The sequence below is a fragment of the Winogradskyella wichelsiae genome (assembly GCF_013403925.1).
Taxonomy (GTDB): domain Bacteria; phylum Bacteroidota; class Bacteroidia; order Flavobacteriales; family Flavobacteriaceae; genus Winogradskyella; species Winogradskyella wichelsiae.
Genome location: NZ_JABFDJ010000002.1, coordinates 27,516 through 42,735, shown reverse-complemented (window position 1 = coordinate 42,735; position 15,220 = coordinate 27,516). Strand labels below are relative to the sequence as shown.

The following is a 15,220-nucleotide window of genomic DNA, read 5'->3' as shown; positions in this document are numbered from 1 at the left end:
TGAGGGGACTTTAAGGGTGTAGAAGTAGAAAGTAAGTTTAATTAATGAGATTCCCACTTTCGTGGGAAATGATTATGAAAAAAGAAACACTAAAAAAAGGATTTTCAAAACTCTGCACAGCAAAAGCAATGGCAGAATTATACGAAGTTAATTTTAAACAAGTTTCAAAATACGTACATGCAACATCACGTGGACACGAAGCCATTCAAATCGCTTTAGGTTTACAATTATTACCGCAAGATTATGCCTTTCCGTACTATAGAGACGATGCTATGCTATTATCATTTGGTTTAGAACCTTACGATTTAATGTTGCAATTATTAGCCAAAAAAGACGACCCATTTTCTGGAGGAAGAACCTACTATTCGCATCCAAGTTTAAAGGACGACGATAAGCCAAAAATACCGCATCAATCCTCTGCAACAGGAATGCAAACCATTCCAGCAACAGGAGTTGCCATGGGAATGCAGTATAAAGAATTACAAGGTTTAGACGATTATAGTTTAGAATCTGACCCTGTCAGTTCGAGCGCAGTCGAGAACGCTCTAAAACCAATTACCGTTTGTAGTTTAGGAGACGCCTCAGTAACCGAAGGAGAAATAGCAGAAGCGTTTCAAATGGCAGCTTTAAAGCAAATGCCAATCTTATATTTAGTACAAGATAATGGTTGGGATATTAGTGCCAATGCAGCAGAAACAAGAGCACAAAATGCTTTTGAATATGCAGCAGGATTTAAAGGTTTAGACGCGATATCAATAGATGGCGCCAACTTTACAGAAAGCTACGAAGCCTTAGAAAAAGTAATAGAAACTATTCGTACAGAACGCAGACCATTTTTAGTACACGCAAAAGTTCCGTTGTTAAATCACCATACTTCAGGTGTAAGAATGGAATGGTATCGAGACGATTTAGATGAAGCACGTTCTCGCGATCCTTATCCAGTTATAAAACAACAATTACTAGATGCAGGATTTTCGGAACAAGAAGTTGAAGACATAGAAAATTCCGCGAAAGCAAAAGTACAATCAGATTTTGAAAGAGCGTTATTAGCCGAAGATCCAAAACCTGAAGATTTATTTACTAACGACTTTGTACCTACACCAATTACCGAAGAAAAAGGCACACGTTCACCAGAAGGTGTCGAAAAAGTGGTTATGGTAGATTGTGCTTTATTCGCTGTAGAAGAATTAATGAAAAAGCATAAAGAATGTTTACTCTATGGACAAGATGTTGGAGGAAGACTTGGTGGTGTGTTTAGAGAAGCAGCTACATTAGCACAAAAATTTGGAGACGATAGAGTGTTTAATACACCAATACAAGAAGCCTTTATTGTAGGTTCAACCGTTGGAATGAGTGCTGTTGGATTAAAACCCATTGTTGAGGTTCAGTTTGCTGATTATATTTGGCCTGGCTTAAATCAATTATTTACAGAAGTCAGTAGAAGTTGTTATTTGTCTAACGGAAAATGGCCTGTAAGTATGATTCTTCGTGTACCAATTGGTGCTTATGGAAGTGGTGGACCTTATCATTCATCTTCGGTTGAATCTGTAATAACAAATATTAGAGGTATAAAAATTGCCTATCCAAGTAATGGAGCAGATTTAAAAGGATTGATGAAAGCGGCTTATTACGATCCTAATCCAGTTGTAATTTTAGAACACAAAGGGTTGTATTGGTCTAAAGTGCCAGGAACGCAAGGTGCAACGTCTGTGGAGCCAAGTGAAGATTATGTATTGCCTTTTGGTAAAGCATGGGTTTTACAAGAAATTTGGAAACAAGAAAATTTAGAAACATTAACTATTGTGACTTACGGAATGGGAGTACATTGGGCAATGAATGCTAGTGCAGAATTAGGGATGCATGACCAAATTGAAGTGATTGATTTACGTACACTGTTTCCTTTAGACGAAGACACGATTATGGAATCGGTTAAGAAAACAGGAAAGTGTTTAGTGGTAACAGAAGAACCTTCAAACAATAGTTTTGCAAGAGCCTTATCTGGTAAAATTCAAGAAGAATGCTTTAAATATTTAGATGCGCCAGTCATGACAATTGGTAGTGAGAATATGCCTGCAATTCCTTTAAATTCGACTTTAGAACAAACCATGATTCCTTCAACAGATAAAGTGAAAGCTAAGATAGAAAAGATACTAAACTATTAAATTTATAATAGTCTTACACATATACTTATGTGTGTAATAAAAGGGATTCGTAATTGGAAAACAATTATGAATCCCTTTTTTTTATGAATTCAATTTGCTTCATTTTTATAGAAATAGATTTTAGTTAAAATATGTTTTTTCAAAAAAAGAGATTTCAAAAATAAATTGGAAAGCGTATGAAAGTCGTAAATAATCTTCTATATTTGAGGTGTAAACTTTAGGAGTAGCTATTAAATTAGTTTGAGAAACATCCTTAGAACCTGATTTGGTTAATACCAACGTAGGAAAAAGTTATGTTCGATAAAACATCGAAATACTACCATTTTGGTTTACAGTAATATTTTATAAATATGATTACTATAAAAGTAAACCAAGAAGATCACCACATTTTAGAAAACATAACACTACAAGAGTTTGTCGAAAATTTAAAAATTCAAACAAACGGAATTGCTATTGCTATAAATAATACTGTGGTAAAGAAAACAGATTGGTCTTCAAGATTACTTCACAATAATGATGATATTTTAATTATAAAATCTACTCAAGGAGGATGATTTTTATTTTAAAAGGAAACCAATTATCAAATGAAGAACAAAGACACAGCTCCAAAGCAAAACGGTATTACAAGACATCCGTTTCCGAATTCTAAGAAAATCTATATCAACGGAAAAATGCACCCGCAAATTAAAGTTGCCATGCGTGAAATTACATTGAGTGATACGGTAGACTCAATGACAAAAAAGAAAACTCCCAACGAGCCCGTTACAATTTACGATACTTCCGGACCTTACACAGATCCAGACAAAGCAATAGATGTACATAGCGGTATAGAAAGAATTCGAGAACCTTGGATTAAAGAACGTGGTGATGTAGAGGAATTAGCATCATTCTCTTCAGAATATTGTAACGAGCGTTTAAACGATGCTAGTTTAGATCACATGCGTTTTAAGTTATTAAAGAATCCGCTAAGAGCTAAAAAAGGTCAAAACGTAACCCAATTACATTATGCTAAAAAAGGACTAATTACACCAGAAATGGAGTATATCGCTATTCGCGAAAACCAACGAATAGATGAAATGACAGAGATTAGAAAGCAACATAAAGGAGAACACTTTGGTGCTTCTATTCCAGATAAAATTACACCAGAATTTGTAAGATCGGAAGTCGCAAGAGGTCGTGCAATAATTCCTTCAAATATTAACCATCCAGAAGCAGAACCGATGATTTTAGGTCGAAACTTCTTAGTAAAAATAAATGCAAATATTGGAAACTCTGCTGTAACCTCATCTATTGAAGAAGAAGTAGAAAAAGCAGTGTGGGCTTGCCGTTGGGGAGCAGATAATATTATGGATTTATCTACCGGAGAAAATATTCATGAAACGCGCGAGTGGATTATACGTAACTCACCAGTGCCAGTGGGTACCGTGCCCATTTACCAAGCATTAGAAAAAGTAAACGGTGTTGCCGAAGACTTAACATGGGAGATTTTTCGCGATACATTAATTGAGCAAGCCGAACAAGGAGTCGATTATTTTACCATTCACGCAGGTGTGTTATTACGTTACGTGCCAATGACGGCAAAACGTGTTACTGGTATTGTATCTCGTGGCGGATCAATTATGGCAAAGTGGTGTTTAGCACATCATAAAGAAAGTTTTTTATATACGCATTTCGAAGATATTTGCGAAATCTTAAAACAGTACGATGTAGCCTTTTCTCTAGGAGATGGTCTGCGTCCAGGTTCTGTTGCAGATGCTAATGACGAAGCACAATTTGCAGAATTAGAAACGCTAGGAGAGCTAACGCAAATTGCACGTAAACACGAAGTACAGTGTTTTATAGAAGGACCAGGACACGTGCCAATGCACATGATTAAAGAAAATATGGAGAAGCAAATAGAACTTTGCGACGAAGCTCCTTTTTACACTTTAGGCCCTTTAACTACAGATATTGCACCAGGTTATGATCATATTACTTCAGGTATTGGAGCCGCAATGATAGGTTGGTACGGTTGTGCCATGTTGTGCTACGTAACGCCAAAAGAGCACTTGGGTTTACCCAATAAAGAAGATGTGCGTGTTGGTGTGATAACTTATAAATTGGCTGCGCATGCTGCAGATTTGGCCAAAGGTCACCCAGGCTCGCAACACAGAGACAATGCGTTGAGTATGGCGCGTTTTGAGTTCCGTTGGGAAGATCAATTTAATTTAGGCTTAGATCCAGAGCGTGCACGCGAATATCATGATGAAACTTTGCCTGCCGCAGGTGCTAAAATCGCTCATTTTTGTTCTATGTGCGGACCAAAATTCTGCTCTATGAAAATTTCTCAAGAAGTACGCGATTTTGCTGCAGTTAACGATATTGTAGATAACGAGGTTATTGCAAAAGGAATGGAGGAGAAATCTAAAGAGTTTAAAGAAAAAGGATCCGAAGTTTATTTGTAAAATTATAAGGAAGTTCCCACGCTTTGAAAAAAAAGCGTGGGCGGGCTTTCCATTATATCTTTTGCTGGTTCTCGATACAAATTTATTAAGGCACTGCATAAATTTACTCGAACTGACAGCAAAAGAATGCCATTATAATTGTATAACACTCACGAGTTCCTATTTAATAAAATAGAATAACTGAGTAATCCCTAACTCAAAATCCAAGTAACCGTCATTACGAAGAGATACGACGAAGTAATCTTATCTTTTAATATTAAAAACTAAAAACACTATGATAGTTCTTATCGCACCAGAAAACGATATTCCAAACGAAATAGAAATACTAAACCAATTATTTAGAGAAGGTTTATTGGTGTATCATTTGAGAAAACCGGATAAAAATCACGAAGAACACGTTGCGTATTTAAACAAAATTGATAAAGAATATCACAACAGAATTGTAGTGCATTATTTTCATGAGCTGATAAACGATTTCAATTTAAAAGGTATTCATTTTCAAGAACAAAAAAGAATGGACCATATAGATAATCCTGGTCAATATTTCAAAAACCTAAATATGTTTGGTAAAACCATAAGCTCTTCATTTCATGAGCCAGAAGTATTAAAAGCGTGTTATTTTGAGTTCGATTATCATTTATTAAGTCCTGTTTTTTCTTCAATATCAAAAAAAGGATATAAGGGAAAAGGTTTTGATGTTAAGCATATTGATAAAACAATCATTGGTATGGGTGGTATTAATGCTGAAACGATAGAAGAAACTATAACGTTAGGATTTAAAGGAATAGGTGTTTTAGGTGGTGTTTGGAATGCTGAAAATCCGTTAGAGGGTTTTATAAAAATAAAAGAAACATATAATAAACACACCAATAAATAAGTGTTTTTTGAATAACCTATTGATGTTAAATACAGAAAAATTGAATCAAAAAAACTACATCTTAACAATAGCGGGTTTAGATCCATCAAGTGGTGCCGGAATTACGTCGGATATTAAAACATTTGAAGCGCATGGTTTGTACGGTTTAGCCGTGTGTACTGCAGTTACTGTTCAAAACGATATAGATTTTAAAGACTGTATTTGGATTGAAAAAGAAACCATTTTAAATCAGATTGACCTTTTGTTTCAACGGTTTGCCATTGCTGTAGTAAAAATAGGAATCATCCAGTCTTGGGACGTTTTATTAGAAGTTATTCAAACATTAAAAAAGCTTAATCCAACTATAAAAATAGTACTAGATCCTGTTTTAAAAGCAAGTGCAGGTTTTAATTTTCATAACAAACAAGATTTAAAAATTTTAGAAGAAGTCTTGAGAAGTTGTGATTTTATCACACCAAATTACGAAGAGATTGAAGCCTTATTTCCAGAGAAATCTATAGAAGACACCATCGATTTTATTTCAGAAAGAACAAATATCTACTTAAAAGGAGGTCATAGAACGGATAAAAAAGGATGGGATGAAGTCTATTACAGTAAAATAGTAAAACTAAACATTCCGCCAATTGCAGAAACCGTTTTTCAAAAACATGGAAGCGGTTGTGTTTTATCGTCAGCATTGGCTTCTAATTTAGAAAAAGGAATGAACATAGAAGATGCCTGTAAAAATGTAAAATGGTATACCGAACAGTTTTTAAATTCAAACAACACCTTGCTAGGAACACATAAATATACAGAAAATGCTAAGTAAACTACATTATATCTCTCAAGGTAAAACACCGCAAGATCATTTAGAAAACATACAAAAAGCATGTGAAAACGGAGCAGAATTAGTACAGCTGCGTTTAAAAGAAATGGCACTAGATATCATTTTAGAAACTGCAGAAAAAGCTAGAGAAATCACCACTCAATTTAAAGTAAAGCTCATAATAAATGATCATTATAAAATAGCTAAAGCCGTAAAAGCAGACGGTGTTCATTTAGGAAAAACAGACGCATGTCCGTTAATAGCTAGAGCCTATTTGGGAAAACAATATCTAGTTGGAGGCACTGCCAACACTTTAGAGGATTGCAAAGTTCTAATAGAAAAGGAAGTGGATTATATTGGTTTAGGACCTTTTCAGTTTACAGAAACTAAAAAGAATTTAAGTCCAGTTTTGGGTGTCGAAGGTTACAAGCAGTTAATAGATAAGCTAGAAAAAGACACGCCTATAATTGCTATTGGTGGTATTGGTATGGAAGATGTTTCAGCAATTATAAAAACAGGTGTTTACGGAATAGCCGTTTCTGGAACAATAACTAAAGATTTTACAAGTATTTCTAAGTTTTATGAAATCTTAAATTCGTCAGAAGTAAAAGCATAAGCAGTCTTAATCTAACATAGATTCAAAAAAGTAAAAATGAATAAAATATTAAAAATAGCAGATAAAGAATTTACCTCTAGATTATTCACAGGAACAGGAAAGTTTAGCGCTTCAGAAGTAATGAAAGATGCTTTATTGGCTTCCGAAAGTGAGCTCATAACTGTGGCTTTAAAAAGAGTAGATGTTCAAAATAATGAAGATGATATTTTAACGCATTTAAAACATGCTCATATTAATTTATTGCCAAACACATCTGGTGTTAGAACCGCAAAAGAAGCTGTTTTTGCAGCAGAATTATCAAGAGAAGCTTTAGGTACTAATTGGGTTAAATTAGAAATTCACCCTGATCCTAGGTATTTATTACCAGATCCTATAGAAACTTTAAAAGCAGCAGAAACATTAATAAAATTGGGATTTGTAGTGATGCCTTACATTCATGCAGATCCTGTATTGTGTAAACGATTAGAGGATGTGGGCGTGCAATGTGTTATGCCGTTGGGAGCACCGATTGGAAGTAATAAAGGATTAAAAACGCAAGATTTTTTAGACATTATTATCGAGCAATCTAATGTGCCTGTCATTGTAGATGCTGGTATTGGCGCACCATCGCATGCAGCTTATGCCATGGAATTAGGTGCAGATGCTGTCTTAGTAAATACGGCAATTGCAGTATCTAAAAATCCGGTAATTATGGCAAGAGCATTTAAAATGGCAGTGGAAGCTGGTAGAATGGCTTTTGAAGCAAAACTAGCTCCTATTAAAAATAAAGCGGAAGCTAGTAGTCCGTTAACAAGTTTTTTAAACTAAAATATGGCAAATTTCATAGAACTCTTCAATACGTATAATTGGGATAACACACTGAAAAGCATCTTCAGTAAAACAGAAGTTGAGGTAGAAAATGCTTTAGCAAAAGAAAAGCTAGATTTAGAAGATTTTAAAGCCTTAATTTCTCCTGCAGCAAAGCCATTTTTAGAACGAATGGCACAGAAAAGTAGCATGCTCACTAAAAAACGATTTGGTAATACCATACAAATGTATGCGCCAATGTACTTAAGTAATGAGTGCCAGAACATCTGCACGTATTGCGGGTTTAGCATGACAAACAAAATACCAAGACGCACATTAACAGATGCTGAGATTTTAAAAGAGGTGGCATTTTTGAAAAAAAAAGGATATGATCATATCTTGTTAGTTACTGGAGAAGCCAATAAAACGGTAGGCGTCAATTATATTAAAAACGCGATTAAAATAATACGTTCTCAATTCTCGAATATTACCATAGAAGTACAGCCTTTAGATCAAGAGGAATACGAGTTGTTAATTGAAAACGGATTGTACGCCGTATTGGTATATCAAGAAACATATCACAGAGAAGAGTATAAGAAACACCATCCAAAAGGAAAGAAATCTAATTTTAATTACCGTTTAGATACACCAGATAGATTAGGGAAAGCAGGTGTTCATAAAATTGGATTAGGTGCTTTGTTTGGTTTGGAAGATTGGCGTGCAGATAGTTTTTTTACAGCCTTGCATTTAAAATATTTACAAAAAGCGTATTGGAAGACAAAGTACTCTATTTCATTTCCAAGATTAAGGCCGCATTCTGGAGGTTTAGAGCCAAAAGTAGAAATGACCGATAGTGATTTGGTGCAATTAATTTGTGCTTTTCGTTTGTTAGATGAAGATATAGAATTGTCTATGTCTACAAGGGAAAATGAAATATTTAGAAATAATATTGTTCAATTAGGTGCCACTTCAATTAGTGCAGAATCTAAAACAAATCCAGGAGGTTATACTGTAGAACCACAATCTTTAGAACAGTTTGAAATTTCTGATGAAAGGAGTACAGAAGAAATCGTCAAAATGTTAAAAGGTCAAGGGTTAGAAGTGGTTTGGAAAGATTGGGAACATTTTGAAGAAATACAAAAGTAATGAGTCTTACCGCAGAAGAACGAAAGCAATACAGTCGTCATCTTATTTTAGATGAAATAGGGGAAGCAGGACAATTAAAACTGAAGCAAGCAAAGGTTTTAGTCATTGGTGCTGGTGGTTTAGGTTGTCCTGTTTTACAATATTTAACAGCGGCAGGTATTGGAACTATTGGTATAATAGACCATGACATAGTCGATCAAAGTAATTTACAACGTCAGATTTTATATACTATTAATGATGTTGGTTTTTCTAAAGCAGAAACAGCTGCTAAGCGGTTATCTCAATTGAATCCGTTTGTGCTTTTTAATACTTATAACGAAAAACTAACTCGTGAAAATGCAATGGGGTTATTCTCTAATTATGATATAATAATAGACGGAAGTGATAATTTTTCAACGCGATATTTAACAAACGATGCAGCAGTAATTACGAACAAACCTTTAGTTTACGGCGCTATTTTTAAATTCGAAGGTCAAGTGAGTGTTTTTAATTATTTACGAAGTGCAACTTATAGATGTTTGTATCCAACACCTCCAAAACCTGAAGCGTCTCCCAGTTGTTCAGAAATAGGTGTCCTGGGTGTTTTGCCTGGCATTATTGGGAGTTTACAGGCAAATGAAGCCATTAAGCTTATTTGTGGTGTTGGAGAACTGTTGACGAATAAGCTATTATTATTTGATGCTTTAAGTTTGAATCAACAGATATTGGGTTTTGAAAAAGATGAAACGTCAACAATTAATGCTTTAGAAAAAGATTATAATTTTTTCTGCGGCATTGTTTCAACTAAAGAGATCACATTAGATGAATTGAATAGAAACAAAGGACGTTATAATTTGTTAGATGTTAGAGAAGCATCAGAAAGAGAAGCGTATCATATTGGTGGACAACATATTCCTCTAGGACAGTTATCAAAACGATTTAAAGAAATAGATATTACATTACCTGTCGTTGTTTATTGCAAATCTGGAAAAAGAAGTAATAGCGCTATTACTTATTTAAAAAAACGATTAGAGAAGTCCGTTTTTTATAATTTAAAAGAAGGATTATAGTGGCGTATTTAAAGTGTAGTTTTCAATAACATTAGCTCTAAAACAAACACTTTCTAGTCTTATAAAAAGAAAAGATGATAATTGGTTGTTAAATTAAGGCTGCCGATTCTTTTTAATATAAAAGCTTAAATTATTAAGCATAAAAAAGCCTATCTAAAAGATAGGCTTCTATTCTTAAAAAGATTGTAAGATATATAATTATATAACTTTTACATTAACTGCGTTTAATCCTTTTTTTCCTTCTGCTAAATCGAATTCTACATTATCACCTTCTCTAATCTCATCGACTAAACCAGAAATATGTACAAAATGCTCTTTATTGTTTCCTTCTTCTGTTATGAATCCAAAACCTTTAGAGTCATTAAAAAATTTTACTGTACCAGTACTCATATTAAAATATATTAAATTAAGGTGCAAATATAAGGTAATTAATTGAAATTCAATTAATTTAATCTAGTTATTTTTAATTATTGTAATAAGCGCTTTAATCTCTGTTTATAGCCAATTAAATTTAAACATTATATTCAGACAATGGTCTTGTAAATTTTTCAGGATCAGCAGCTAAATGATATCTAGGGTCGTTAATGGCTTCAACAATAACATCTTTAAATTTAGGGTTCGCTTTGTAAAGTAATATTTTACAATCTTCACTTAAATGTTTTAATTTGATAGTTTTTCCTTCCGCTTGATATTTTTCGACAATAATAAAAATAGCTTCAATCGCTGAATGATCAGAAACTCGTGCTTCAACAAAATCGATTTCTACATGGTCAGGGTCATTTTTAATATCAAATTTTTCATTAAAAGCAGTAATACTTCCAAAGAATAAAGGACCCCAAATTTCATAGGTTTTTGTTCCATCAGCTTGAATACGCTTACGGGCTCTAATTTTTTTAGCATTTTCCCAAGCAAAAGATAAGGCTGAAATAATTACACCAACAAATACAGCTATAGCTAAATCGAAAATAACCGTAACTACAGATACAATGACAAGAACGACAGCGTCAGACATTGGTATTTTTTTCATGATTCTTAAACTAGACCAAGCAAAAGTTTCAATAACCATCATAAACATTACACCAACTAGAGCAGCGATTGGTACTTGTTCAATATATTTATCTGCAAATAAGATAAAAGTTAGAAGCGTAATAGCCATCATAACACCAGATAAACGACCTCTACCACCGGCATTAACGTTAATAACGGTTTGTCCAATCATTCCACAACCACCAGTTCCTCCAAAGATACCGCTGACCATGTTACCTGCTCCTTGAGCAACACATTCTCTGTTTCCGTCACCTCTAGTGTCTGTTAGTTCGTCTACAAGATTCATTGTCATTAAGGTTTCAATTAATCCTACAGACGCCGCTAAAAAAGCATAAGGTGCAATGAATTTTAAAGTGTCTAAGTTAAATGGCAAATGACTCCAAAGTTCACCAAGATTTAGTTTGCTAGAGAGTTCGTCAAATCCATTTAGTCCAGCGCCACCACCATCTCTAATAAAATCTCCTACATTAATAGATTGTAAACCTCCAAAGATAGAAATCAATGTCACGATTAAAATAGCTGTTAATGCTGCTGGCATTTTTTTAGTTAATTTAGGTAAGCCCCAAATAATAAGCATCGTTAATAAGACCAAACCTATCATTATGTAAAGTTTTTTGCCTTCCATAATTGATTTCACAACACCGCTATCTTTAACAGAGTAGAAACCGTTATCCTGAACATTAAAAACAACCTTTTTCGTTTTTACATCGAAAACTTGATTGTTAGACATTATAAAAACTTCCTCACCCGTATTAATATTGGTTATTGATTCTCCTTTTATCGAAAATAATTTAGTGTCAGAAATTAAATCTTTCACAGAATTATCACTTACATTATAAATCAGTTCTTTAGATTCTGTTTTACGCATGTTTTGTCCAAAAATATCCTTTGTGTTTTCTTTAAACATACCTAATTGTGCCATGAAAATAACAATGGCTAAACCATTTACAAACCCTAACATTACGGGATGTGGAATGAGGCGTACAAATTTTCCAAGCTTAAAAACACCTGCTAATACTTGTATAATTCCCATTAAAACAACAGCAGCTAACAAATAAAAATAGCCCATATTTTCTACAGGTGAATCGAATAAAAGTCCTTTTGCATGCCCTTCTTGAATCATGTGAACAAAAATGACCGCCACGGCTCCCGCAGCTCCAGATATTAAACCAGGTCTTCCGCCAAAAAGTGCAGAAATGATACCTATTATAAAGGCACCAAAAAGTGCAACTATTGGACTAATTTGAGCAACAAAGGCAAAGGCAACAACCTCAGGGATCATGGCTAGAGAAACGGTGATACCTGCAAGAATATCATTCTTAGGGTTTTGTGTGAAGTTTTTAATGGTGTTTTGACCGAACATAATATTTCTTATTATTAAAAGGCGGCAAAGGTAGACTTTTTGAATTTAATCTATAAATCGTAAACTGCCCAAACAAAAAAAGCATTGGTGAGGACCAATGCTTTTTTATATAATATAAGTGTTTTTTATTTTTCTTCTGGTGGAAACTGCATCAACATTTCTGCTACAAATTCTTTAATGCGCTCTTCTTTCTTTTCCATATTTCTTGTTTCTAGATTTCCTGTTCCAGAACCCTGCCAGATTAATTCTTTTTTATTGGTATCAATAAGGTCTATAAATAATACACCTTCTGTTGTTGTAGATACTTGGTTGTTATTCCAACCAGATCTCCAACCCCAGCCGCCGTAACCGCCCCATCCCCAAGCTCCATTACCCCAAGCATTGTTATAAACGTCAACACGTTGGTTAGATTTTGTAAAGATGCTAACAAGCATATCAGGGTTTTCAGATTTTGTATAACCCTTAGCCATTAATTCAGCTTCAATAGCTCTTAAAATTCTACGCTTATCAATATCATTGATTTCAGCCTTGTCAATTCCGGGTTTAAAAAATGCAAAAGTTTTGTAATTGTCAAAATTAGCTTCTCTGTCGTAATCTGCAGCAACTTGTACAGAACTACAAGAGGATAACGCTATAAGTAAAAGAAACATAGGTGTGAGTTTGAGTAATTTTTTCATAACATTTTGTTTTTAATTATACTTCATTTAATAAATCATCATTTACGAAATTGGGTAAAGTCACTTTTAAGTTGGGTTCTACTTCCATTGCACGTTTTATAGCAAAAACAGCACCTTCGTTTCTCGCCCAACTTCGTCTTGAAATCCCGTTATTAACATCCCAAAAAAGCATTTGTTGTAATCGTTTTGATGCTTCTGTACTACCATCAAGAACCATGCCGAAGCCTCCGTTAATAACCTCTCCCCAGCCAACGCCACCGCCATTGTGAATACTAACCCAAGTTGCTCCTCTAAAGCTATCTCCAATCACATTTTGTATGGCCATGTCTGCTGTAAACCGAGAACCATCATAAATATTACTGGTTTCTCTATATGGGGAGTCGGTCCCGGAAACATCATGATGATCTCGTCCTAAAATAACAGTTTCAATATCACCATTTTTAATAGCTTGGTTAAATGCTTCGGCTATTTTCATTCGACCTTCAGCATCTGCATATAAAATTCTGGCTTGCGAGCCCACTACAAGCTTATTTTCTTGTGCGCCTTTAATCCATTGAATATTATCAGCCATTTGTTGCTGAATTTCAATAGGTGAATTCTTTTTAATATCTTCTAAAACAGCACATGCAATAGCATCTGTTTTAGCTAAATCTTCAGGTTTTCCAGAAGCACAAACCCATCTAAAAGGGCCAAACCCATAATCAAAACACATAGGTCCCATAATGTCTTGTACATAACTTGAGTATTTAAAATCAATACCATTGCTAGCCATAATATCTGCACCAGCACGAGAAGCTTCTAATAAAAAGGCATTTCCGTAATCGAAGAAATAAGTCCCTTTTGCGGTGTGCTTATTTATAGCATTTGTATGGCGACGTAATGTTTCTTGAACTTTTTCTTTGAACAGTGCTGGCTTATTTGCCATCATTTCATTAGCATCTTCAAAAGAAATATCTACAGGGTAATAGCCTCCAGCCCATGGATTATGAAGCGAGGTTTGGTCGCTTCCTATGTTGATATGAATATTAGCGTCATCAAACTTTTCCCAAACGTCTACTATATTTCCTAAATAGGCAATAGATATGGTTTCTTTTTCGGCTTTAGCTTTTTCTACACGACTAACAAGCTGATCTAAATCTGTTATTTTTTCGTCAATCCAACCTTGATCAAGTCTAACTTGAGTAATTTTCGGATTCACTTCGGCACAAACCGTAATACAACCTGCTATGTTTCCTGCTTTTGGTTGCGCGCCAGACATACCACCTAAACCAGAAGTGACAAAGAGATTTCCTTTTGGTTCTTTTTTTATTTTTCTAAAAGCATTTAATACCGTAATTGTTGTGCCATGTACAATCCCTTGTGGACCAATGTACATATAACTTCCAGCAGTCATTTGTCCATATTGTGTGACACCTAAAGCGTTGAATTTTTCCCAATCATCAGGTTTTGAATAATTAGGAATCATCATCCCATTAGTTACAACAACTCTTGGAGCTTCTTTATGTGAAGGGAACAATCCCATAGGATGGCCAGAGTACATTACTAAAGTTTGTTCGTCATTCATTTCGGCTAAATAAGCCATTGTTAATCGGTATTGCGCCCAGTTTGAAAATACACCACCGTTACCACCATACGTAATTAATTCGTGTGGATGTTGTGCAACAGCATGGTCTAAATTATTCTGAATCATAAGCATAATAGCTGCTGCTTGTGTTGAATTTGATGGGTATTCAGAAATTGGCCTAGCATAGATTTTATAATCTGGTCTTAAACGATACATATAGATTCTTCCATACGTATTTAATTCGTTTTTAAACTCGGATAATAATGTTTTATGATCCTTTTTATCAAAATAACGTAAGGCATTTCTTAGTGCTAATTTTTCTTCTTCAGCTGACAGAATAGCTTTACGTTTTGGTGCATGATTTATTGATGCATCATAAGGTTTTGGCTCTGGTAATATATTTGGAATGCCTTCTAATATTTGATCTTTAAAAGATAATTTTGTGCTTTGCATTACTTCTTTTTTAATGTGTTTTTATTGAAGCCATAAGGGCAATGTCTACAGCCACTTTCACAGCAATAGCCACGTTTTAAATGGTATTGTTCTGTAAAACAACGGTAGCCTTCTGGTGTAAGATAGTAGTCTCCATCTTCAATCTGAACGTATTTCTTCATATATAAACAAATATAACTTAATTTAGAGAGAATAAATCTGAGATTTTAGTGAGGTTTTAATATGATATTA

Annotated in this window: 14 protein-coding genes and 1 riboswitch; of the genes, 9 read left to right on the top strand and 5 right to left on the bottom strand. The window is 34.3% G+C overall.

Going from position 1 to position 15,220, the window contains the following annotated elements; all coding sequences use genetic code 11:
• Nucleotides 1–68: 68 nt before the first annotated feature.
• The 9 genes from HM985_RS03815 (at nucleotide 69) to moeB (ending at nucleotide 9,885) form a co-directional block, all read left to right on the top strand.
• On the top strand, nucleotides 69–2,162 hold the full coding sequence (locus HM985_RS03815) for an alpha-ketoacid dehydrogenase subunit alpha/beta (RefSeq protein ID WP_179375596.1): 2,094 nt from the start codon (nucleotides 69–71) through the stop codon (nucleotides 2,160–2,162).
• A 209-nt stretch (nucleotides 2,163–2,371) separates the two neighbouring features.
• A riboswitch (TPP riboswitch) is annotated at nucleotides 2,372–2,466 on the top strand.
• A 46-nt stretch (nucleotides 2,467–2,512) separates the two neighbouring features.
• Nucleotides 2,513–2,716: a sulfur carrier protein ThiS gene (gene thiS / locus HM985_RS03810; protein ID WP_179313334.1), complete on the top strand. Its 204-nt coding sequence runs from the start codon at nucleotides 2,513–2,515 to the stop codon at nucleotides 2,714–2,716.
• Between the two features lie 30 nt (nucleotides 2,717–2,746).
• Nucleotides 2,747–4,606 carry a phosphomethylpyrimidine synthase ThiC gene (gene thiC, locus HM985_RS03805; protein WP_179374985.1) on the top strand — a complete coding sequence of 620 codons (1,860 nt, stop codon included), beginning with the start codon at nucleotides 2,747–2,749 and terminating at the stop codon, nucleotides 4,604–4,606.
• Between the two features lie 274 nt (nucleotides 4,607–4,880).
• Nucleotides 4,881–5,483, top strand: a complete 603-nt coding sequence (locus HM985_RS03800; protein WP_179374984.1) for a thiamine phosphate synthase — start codon at nucleotides 4,881–4,883, stop codon at nucleotides 5,481–5,483.
• A 22-nt stretch (nucleotides 5,484–5,505) separates the two neighbouring features.
• Nucleotides 5,506–6,291 carry a hydroxymethylpyrimidine/phosphomethylpyrimidine kinase gene (locus HM985_RS03795; protein ID WP_179374983.1) on the top strand — a complete coding sequence of 262 codons (786 nt, stop codon included), beginning with the start codon at nucleotides 5,506–5,508 and terminating at the stop codon, nucleotides 6,289–6,291.
• Complete coding sequence (gene thiE, locus HM985_RS03790) at nucleotides 6,281–6,904, top strand: thiamine phosphate synthase (RefSeq protein WP_179374982.1); 624 nt, start codon at nucleotides 6,281–6,283, stop codon at nucleotides 6,902–6,904. Before HM985_RS03795 ends, thiE begins: the two co-directional genes overlap by 11 nt.
• 36 nt (nucleotides 6,905–6,940) lie before the next feature.
• Nucleotides 6,941–7,711: a thiazole synthase gene (locus tag HM985_RS03785; protein WP_179374981.1), complete on the top strand. Its 771-nt coding sequence runs from the start codon at nucleotides 6,941–6,943 to the stop codon at nucleotides 7,709–7,711.
• 3 nt (nucleotides 7,712–7,714) lie between these two features.
• Complete coding sequence (gene thiH, locus HM985_RS03780) at nucleotides 7,715–8,836, top strand: 2-iminoacetate synthase ThiH (protein ID WP_179374980.1); 1,122 nt, start codon at nucleotides 7,715–7,717, stop codon at nucleotides 8,834–8,836.
• Complete coding sequence (moeB, locus tag HM985_RS03775) at nucleotides 8,836–9,885, top strand: HesA/MoeB/ThiF family protein (RefSeq protein WP_179374979.1); 1,050 nt, start codon at nucleotides 8,836–8,838, stop codon at nucleotides 9,883–9,885. Before thiH ends, moeB begins: the two co-directional genes overlap by 1 nt.
• Before the next feature lie 198 nt (nucleotides 9,886–10,083).
• Here the strand turns inward: moeB and HM985_RS03770 are convergent, their stop codons facing one another.
• The 5 genes from HM985_RS03770 to HM985_RS03750 all read right to left on the bottom strand — a co-directional run bounded on the left by HM985_RS03770 (nucleotide 10,084) and on the right by HM985_RS03750 (nucleotide 15,150).
• Nucleotides 10,084–10,275 (bottom strand): cold-shock protein, encoded by a 192-nt coding sequence (locus tag HM985_RS03770; RefSeq protein ID WP_020895249.1) that lies wholly within the window; start codon nucleotides 10,273–10,275, stop codon nucleotides 10,084–10,086.
• A gap of 121 nt (nucleotides 10,276–10,396) precedes the next feature.
• Nucleotides 10,397–12,295, bottom strand: coding sequence for a SulP family inorganic anion transporter (locus HM985_RS03765; RefSeq protein ID WP_179374978.1), 1,899 nt, complete (start codon nucleotides 12,293–12,295; stop codon nucleotides 10,397–10,399).
• A gap of 125 nt (nucleotides 12,296–12,420) precedes the next feature.
• Entirely contained in the window at nucleotides 12,421–12,972 is a 552-nt protein-coding gene (locus HM985_RS03760; RefSeq protein ID WP_179374977.1) for a DUF4136 domain-containing protein, read from the bottom strand.
• A gap of 16 nt (nucleotides 12,973–12,988) precedes the next feature.
• Nucleotides 12,989–14,989 carry a urocanate hydratase gene (locus HM985_RS03755; RefSeq protein ID WP_179374976.1) on the bottom strand — a complete coding sequence of 667 codons (2,001 nt, stop codon included), beginning with the start codon at nucleotides 14,987–14,989 and terminating at the stop codon, nucleotides 12,989–12,991.
• The gene (locus HM985_RS03750) at nucleotides 14,989–15,150 is read right to left on the bottom strand and encodes a DUF5522 domain-containing protein (RefSeq protein ID WP_179374975.1); all 162 of its coding nucleotides are present in this window, start codon (nucleotides 15,148–15,150) and stop codon (nucleotides 14,989–14,991) included. Before HM985_RS03750 ends, HM985_RS03755 begins: the two co-directional genes overlap by 1 nt.
• Nucleotides 15,151–15,220: the final 70 nt, after the last annotated feature.

Bases quoted from the DNA above. Each gene is read 5' to 3' on its own strand.
- HM985_RS03815 (WP_179375596.1), top strand. From the start codon at position 69: ATGATTATGAAAAAAGAAACACTAAAAAAAGGATTTTCAAAACTCTGC.
- thiS (WP_179313334.1), top strand. From the start codon at position 2,513: ATGATTACTATAAAAGTAAACCAAGAAGATCACCACATTTTAGAAAAC.
- thiC (WP_179374985.1), top strand. From the start codon at position 2,747: ATGAAGAACAAAGACACAGCTCCAAAGCAAAACGGTATTACAAGACAT.
- HM985_RS03800 (WP_179374984.1), top strand. From the start codon at position 4,881: ATGATAGTTCTTATCGCACCAGAAAACGATATTCCAAACGAAATAGAA.
- HM985_RS03795 (WP_179374983.1), top strand. From the start codon at position 5,506: ATGTTAAATACAGAAAAATTGAATCAAAAAAACTACATCTTAACAATA.
- thiE (WP_179374982.1), top strand. From the start codon at position 6,281: ATGCTAAGTAAACTACATTATATCTCTCAAGGTAAAACACCGCAAGAT.
- HM985_RS03785 (WP_179374981.1), top strand. From the start codon at position 6,941: ATGAATAAAATATTAAAAATAGCAGATAAAGAATTTACCTCTAGATTA.
- thiH (WP_179374980.1), top strand. From the start codon at position 7,715: ATGGCAAATTTCATAGAACTCTTCAATACGTATAATTGGGATAACACA.
- moeB (WP_179374979.1), top strand. From the start codon at position 8,836: ATGAGTCTTACCGCAGAAGAACGAAAGCAATACAGTCGTCATCTTATT.
- HM985_RS03770 (WP_020895249.1), bottom strand. From the start codon at position 10,275: ATGAGTACTGGTACAGTAAAATTTTTTAATGACTCTAAAGGTTTTGGA.
- HM985_RS03765 (WP_179374978.1), bottom strand. From the start codon at position 12,295: ATGTTCGGTCAAAACACCATTAAAAACTTCACACAAAACCCTAAGAAT.
- HM985_RS03760 (WP_179374977.1), bottom strand. From the start codon at position 12,972: ATGAAAAAATTACTCAAACTCACACCTATGTTTCTTTTACTTATAGCG.
- HM985_RS03755 (WP_179374976.1), bottom strand. From the start codon at position 14,989: ATGCAAAGCACAAAATTATCTTTTAAAGATCAAATATTAGAAGGCATT.
- HM985_RS03750 (WP_179374975.1), bottom strand. From the start codon at position 15,150: ATGAAGAAATACGTTCAGATTGAAGATGGAGACTACTATCTTACACCA.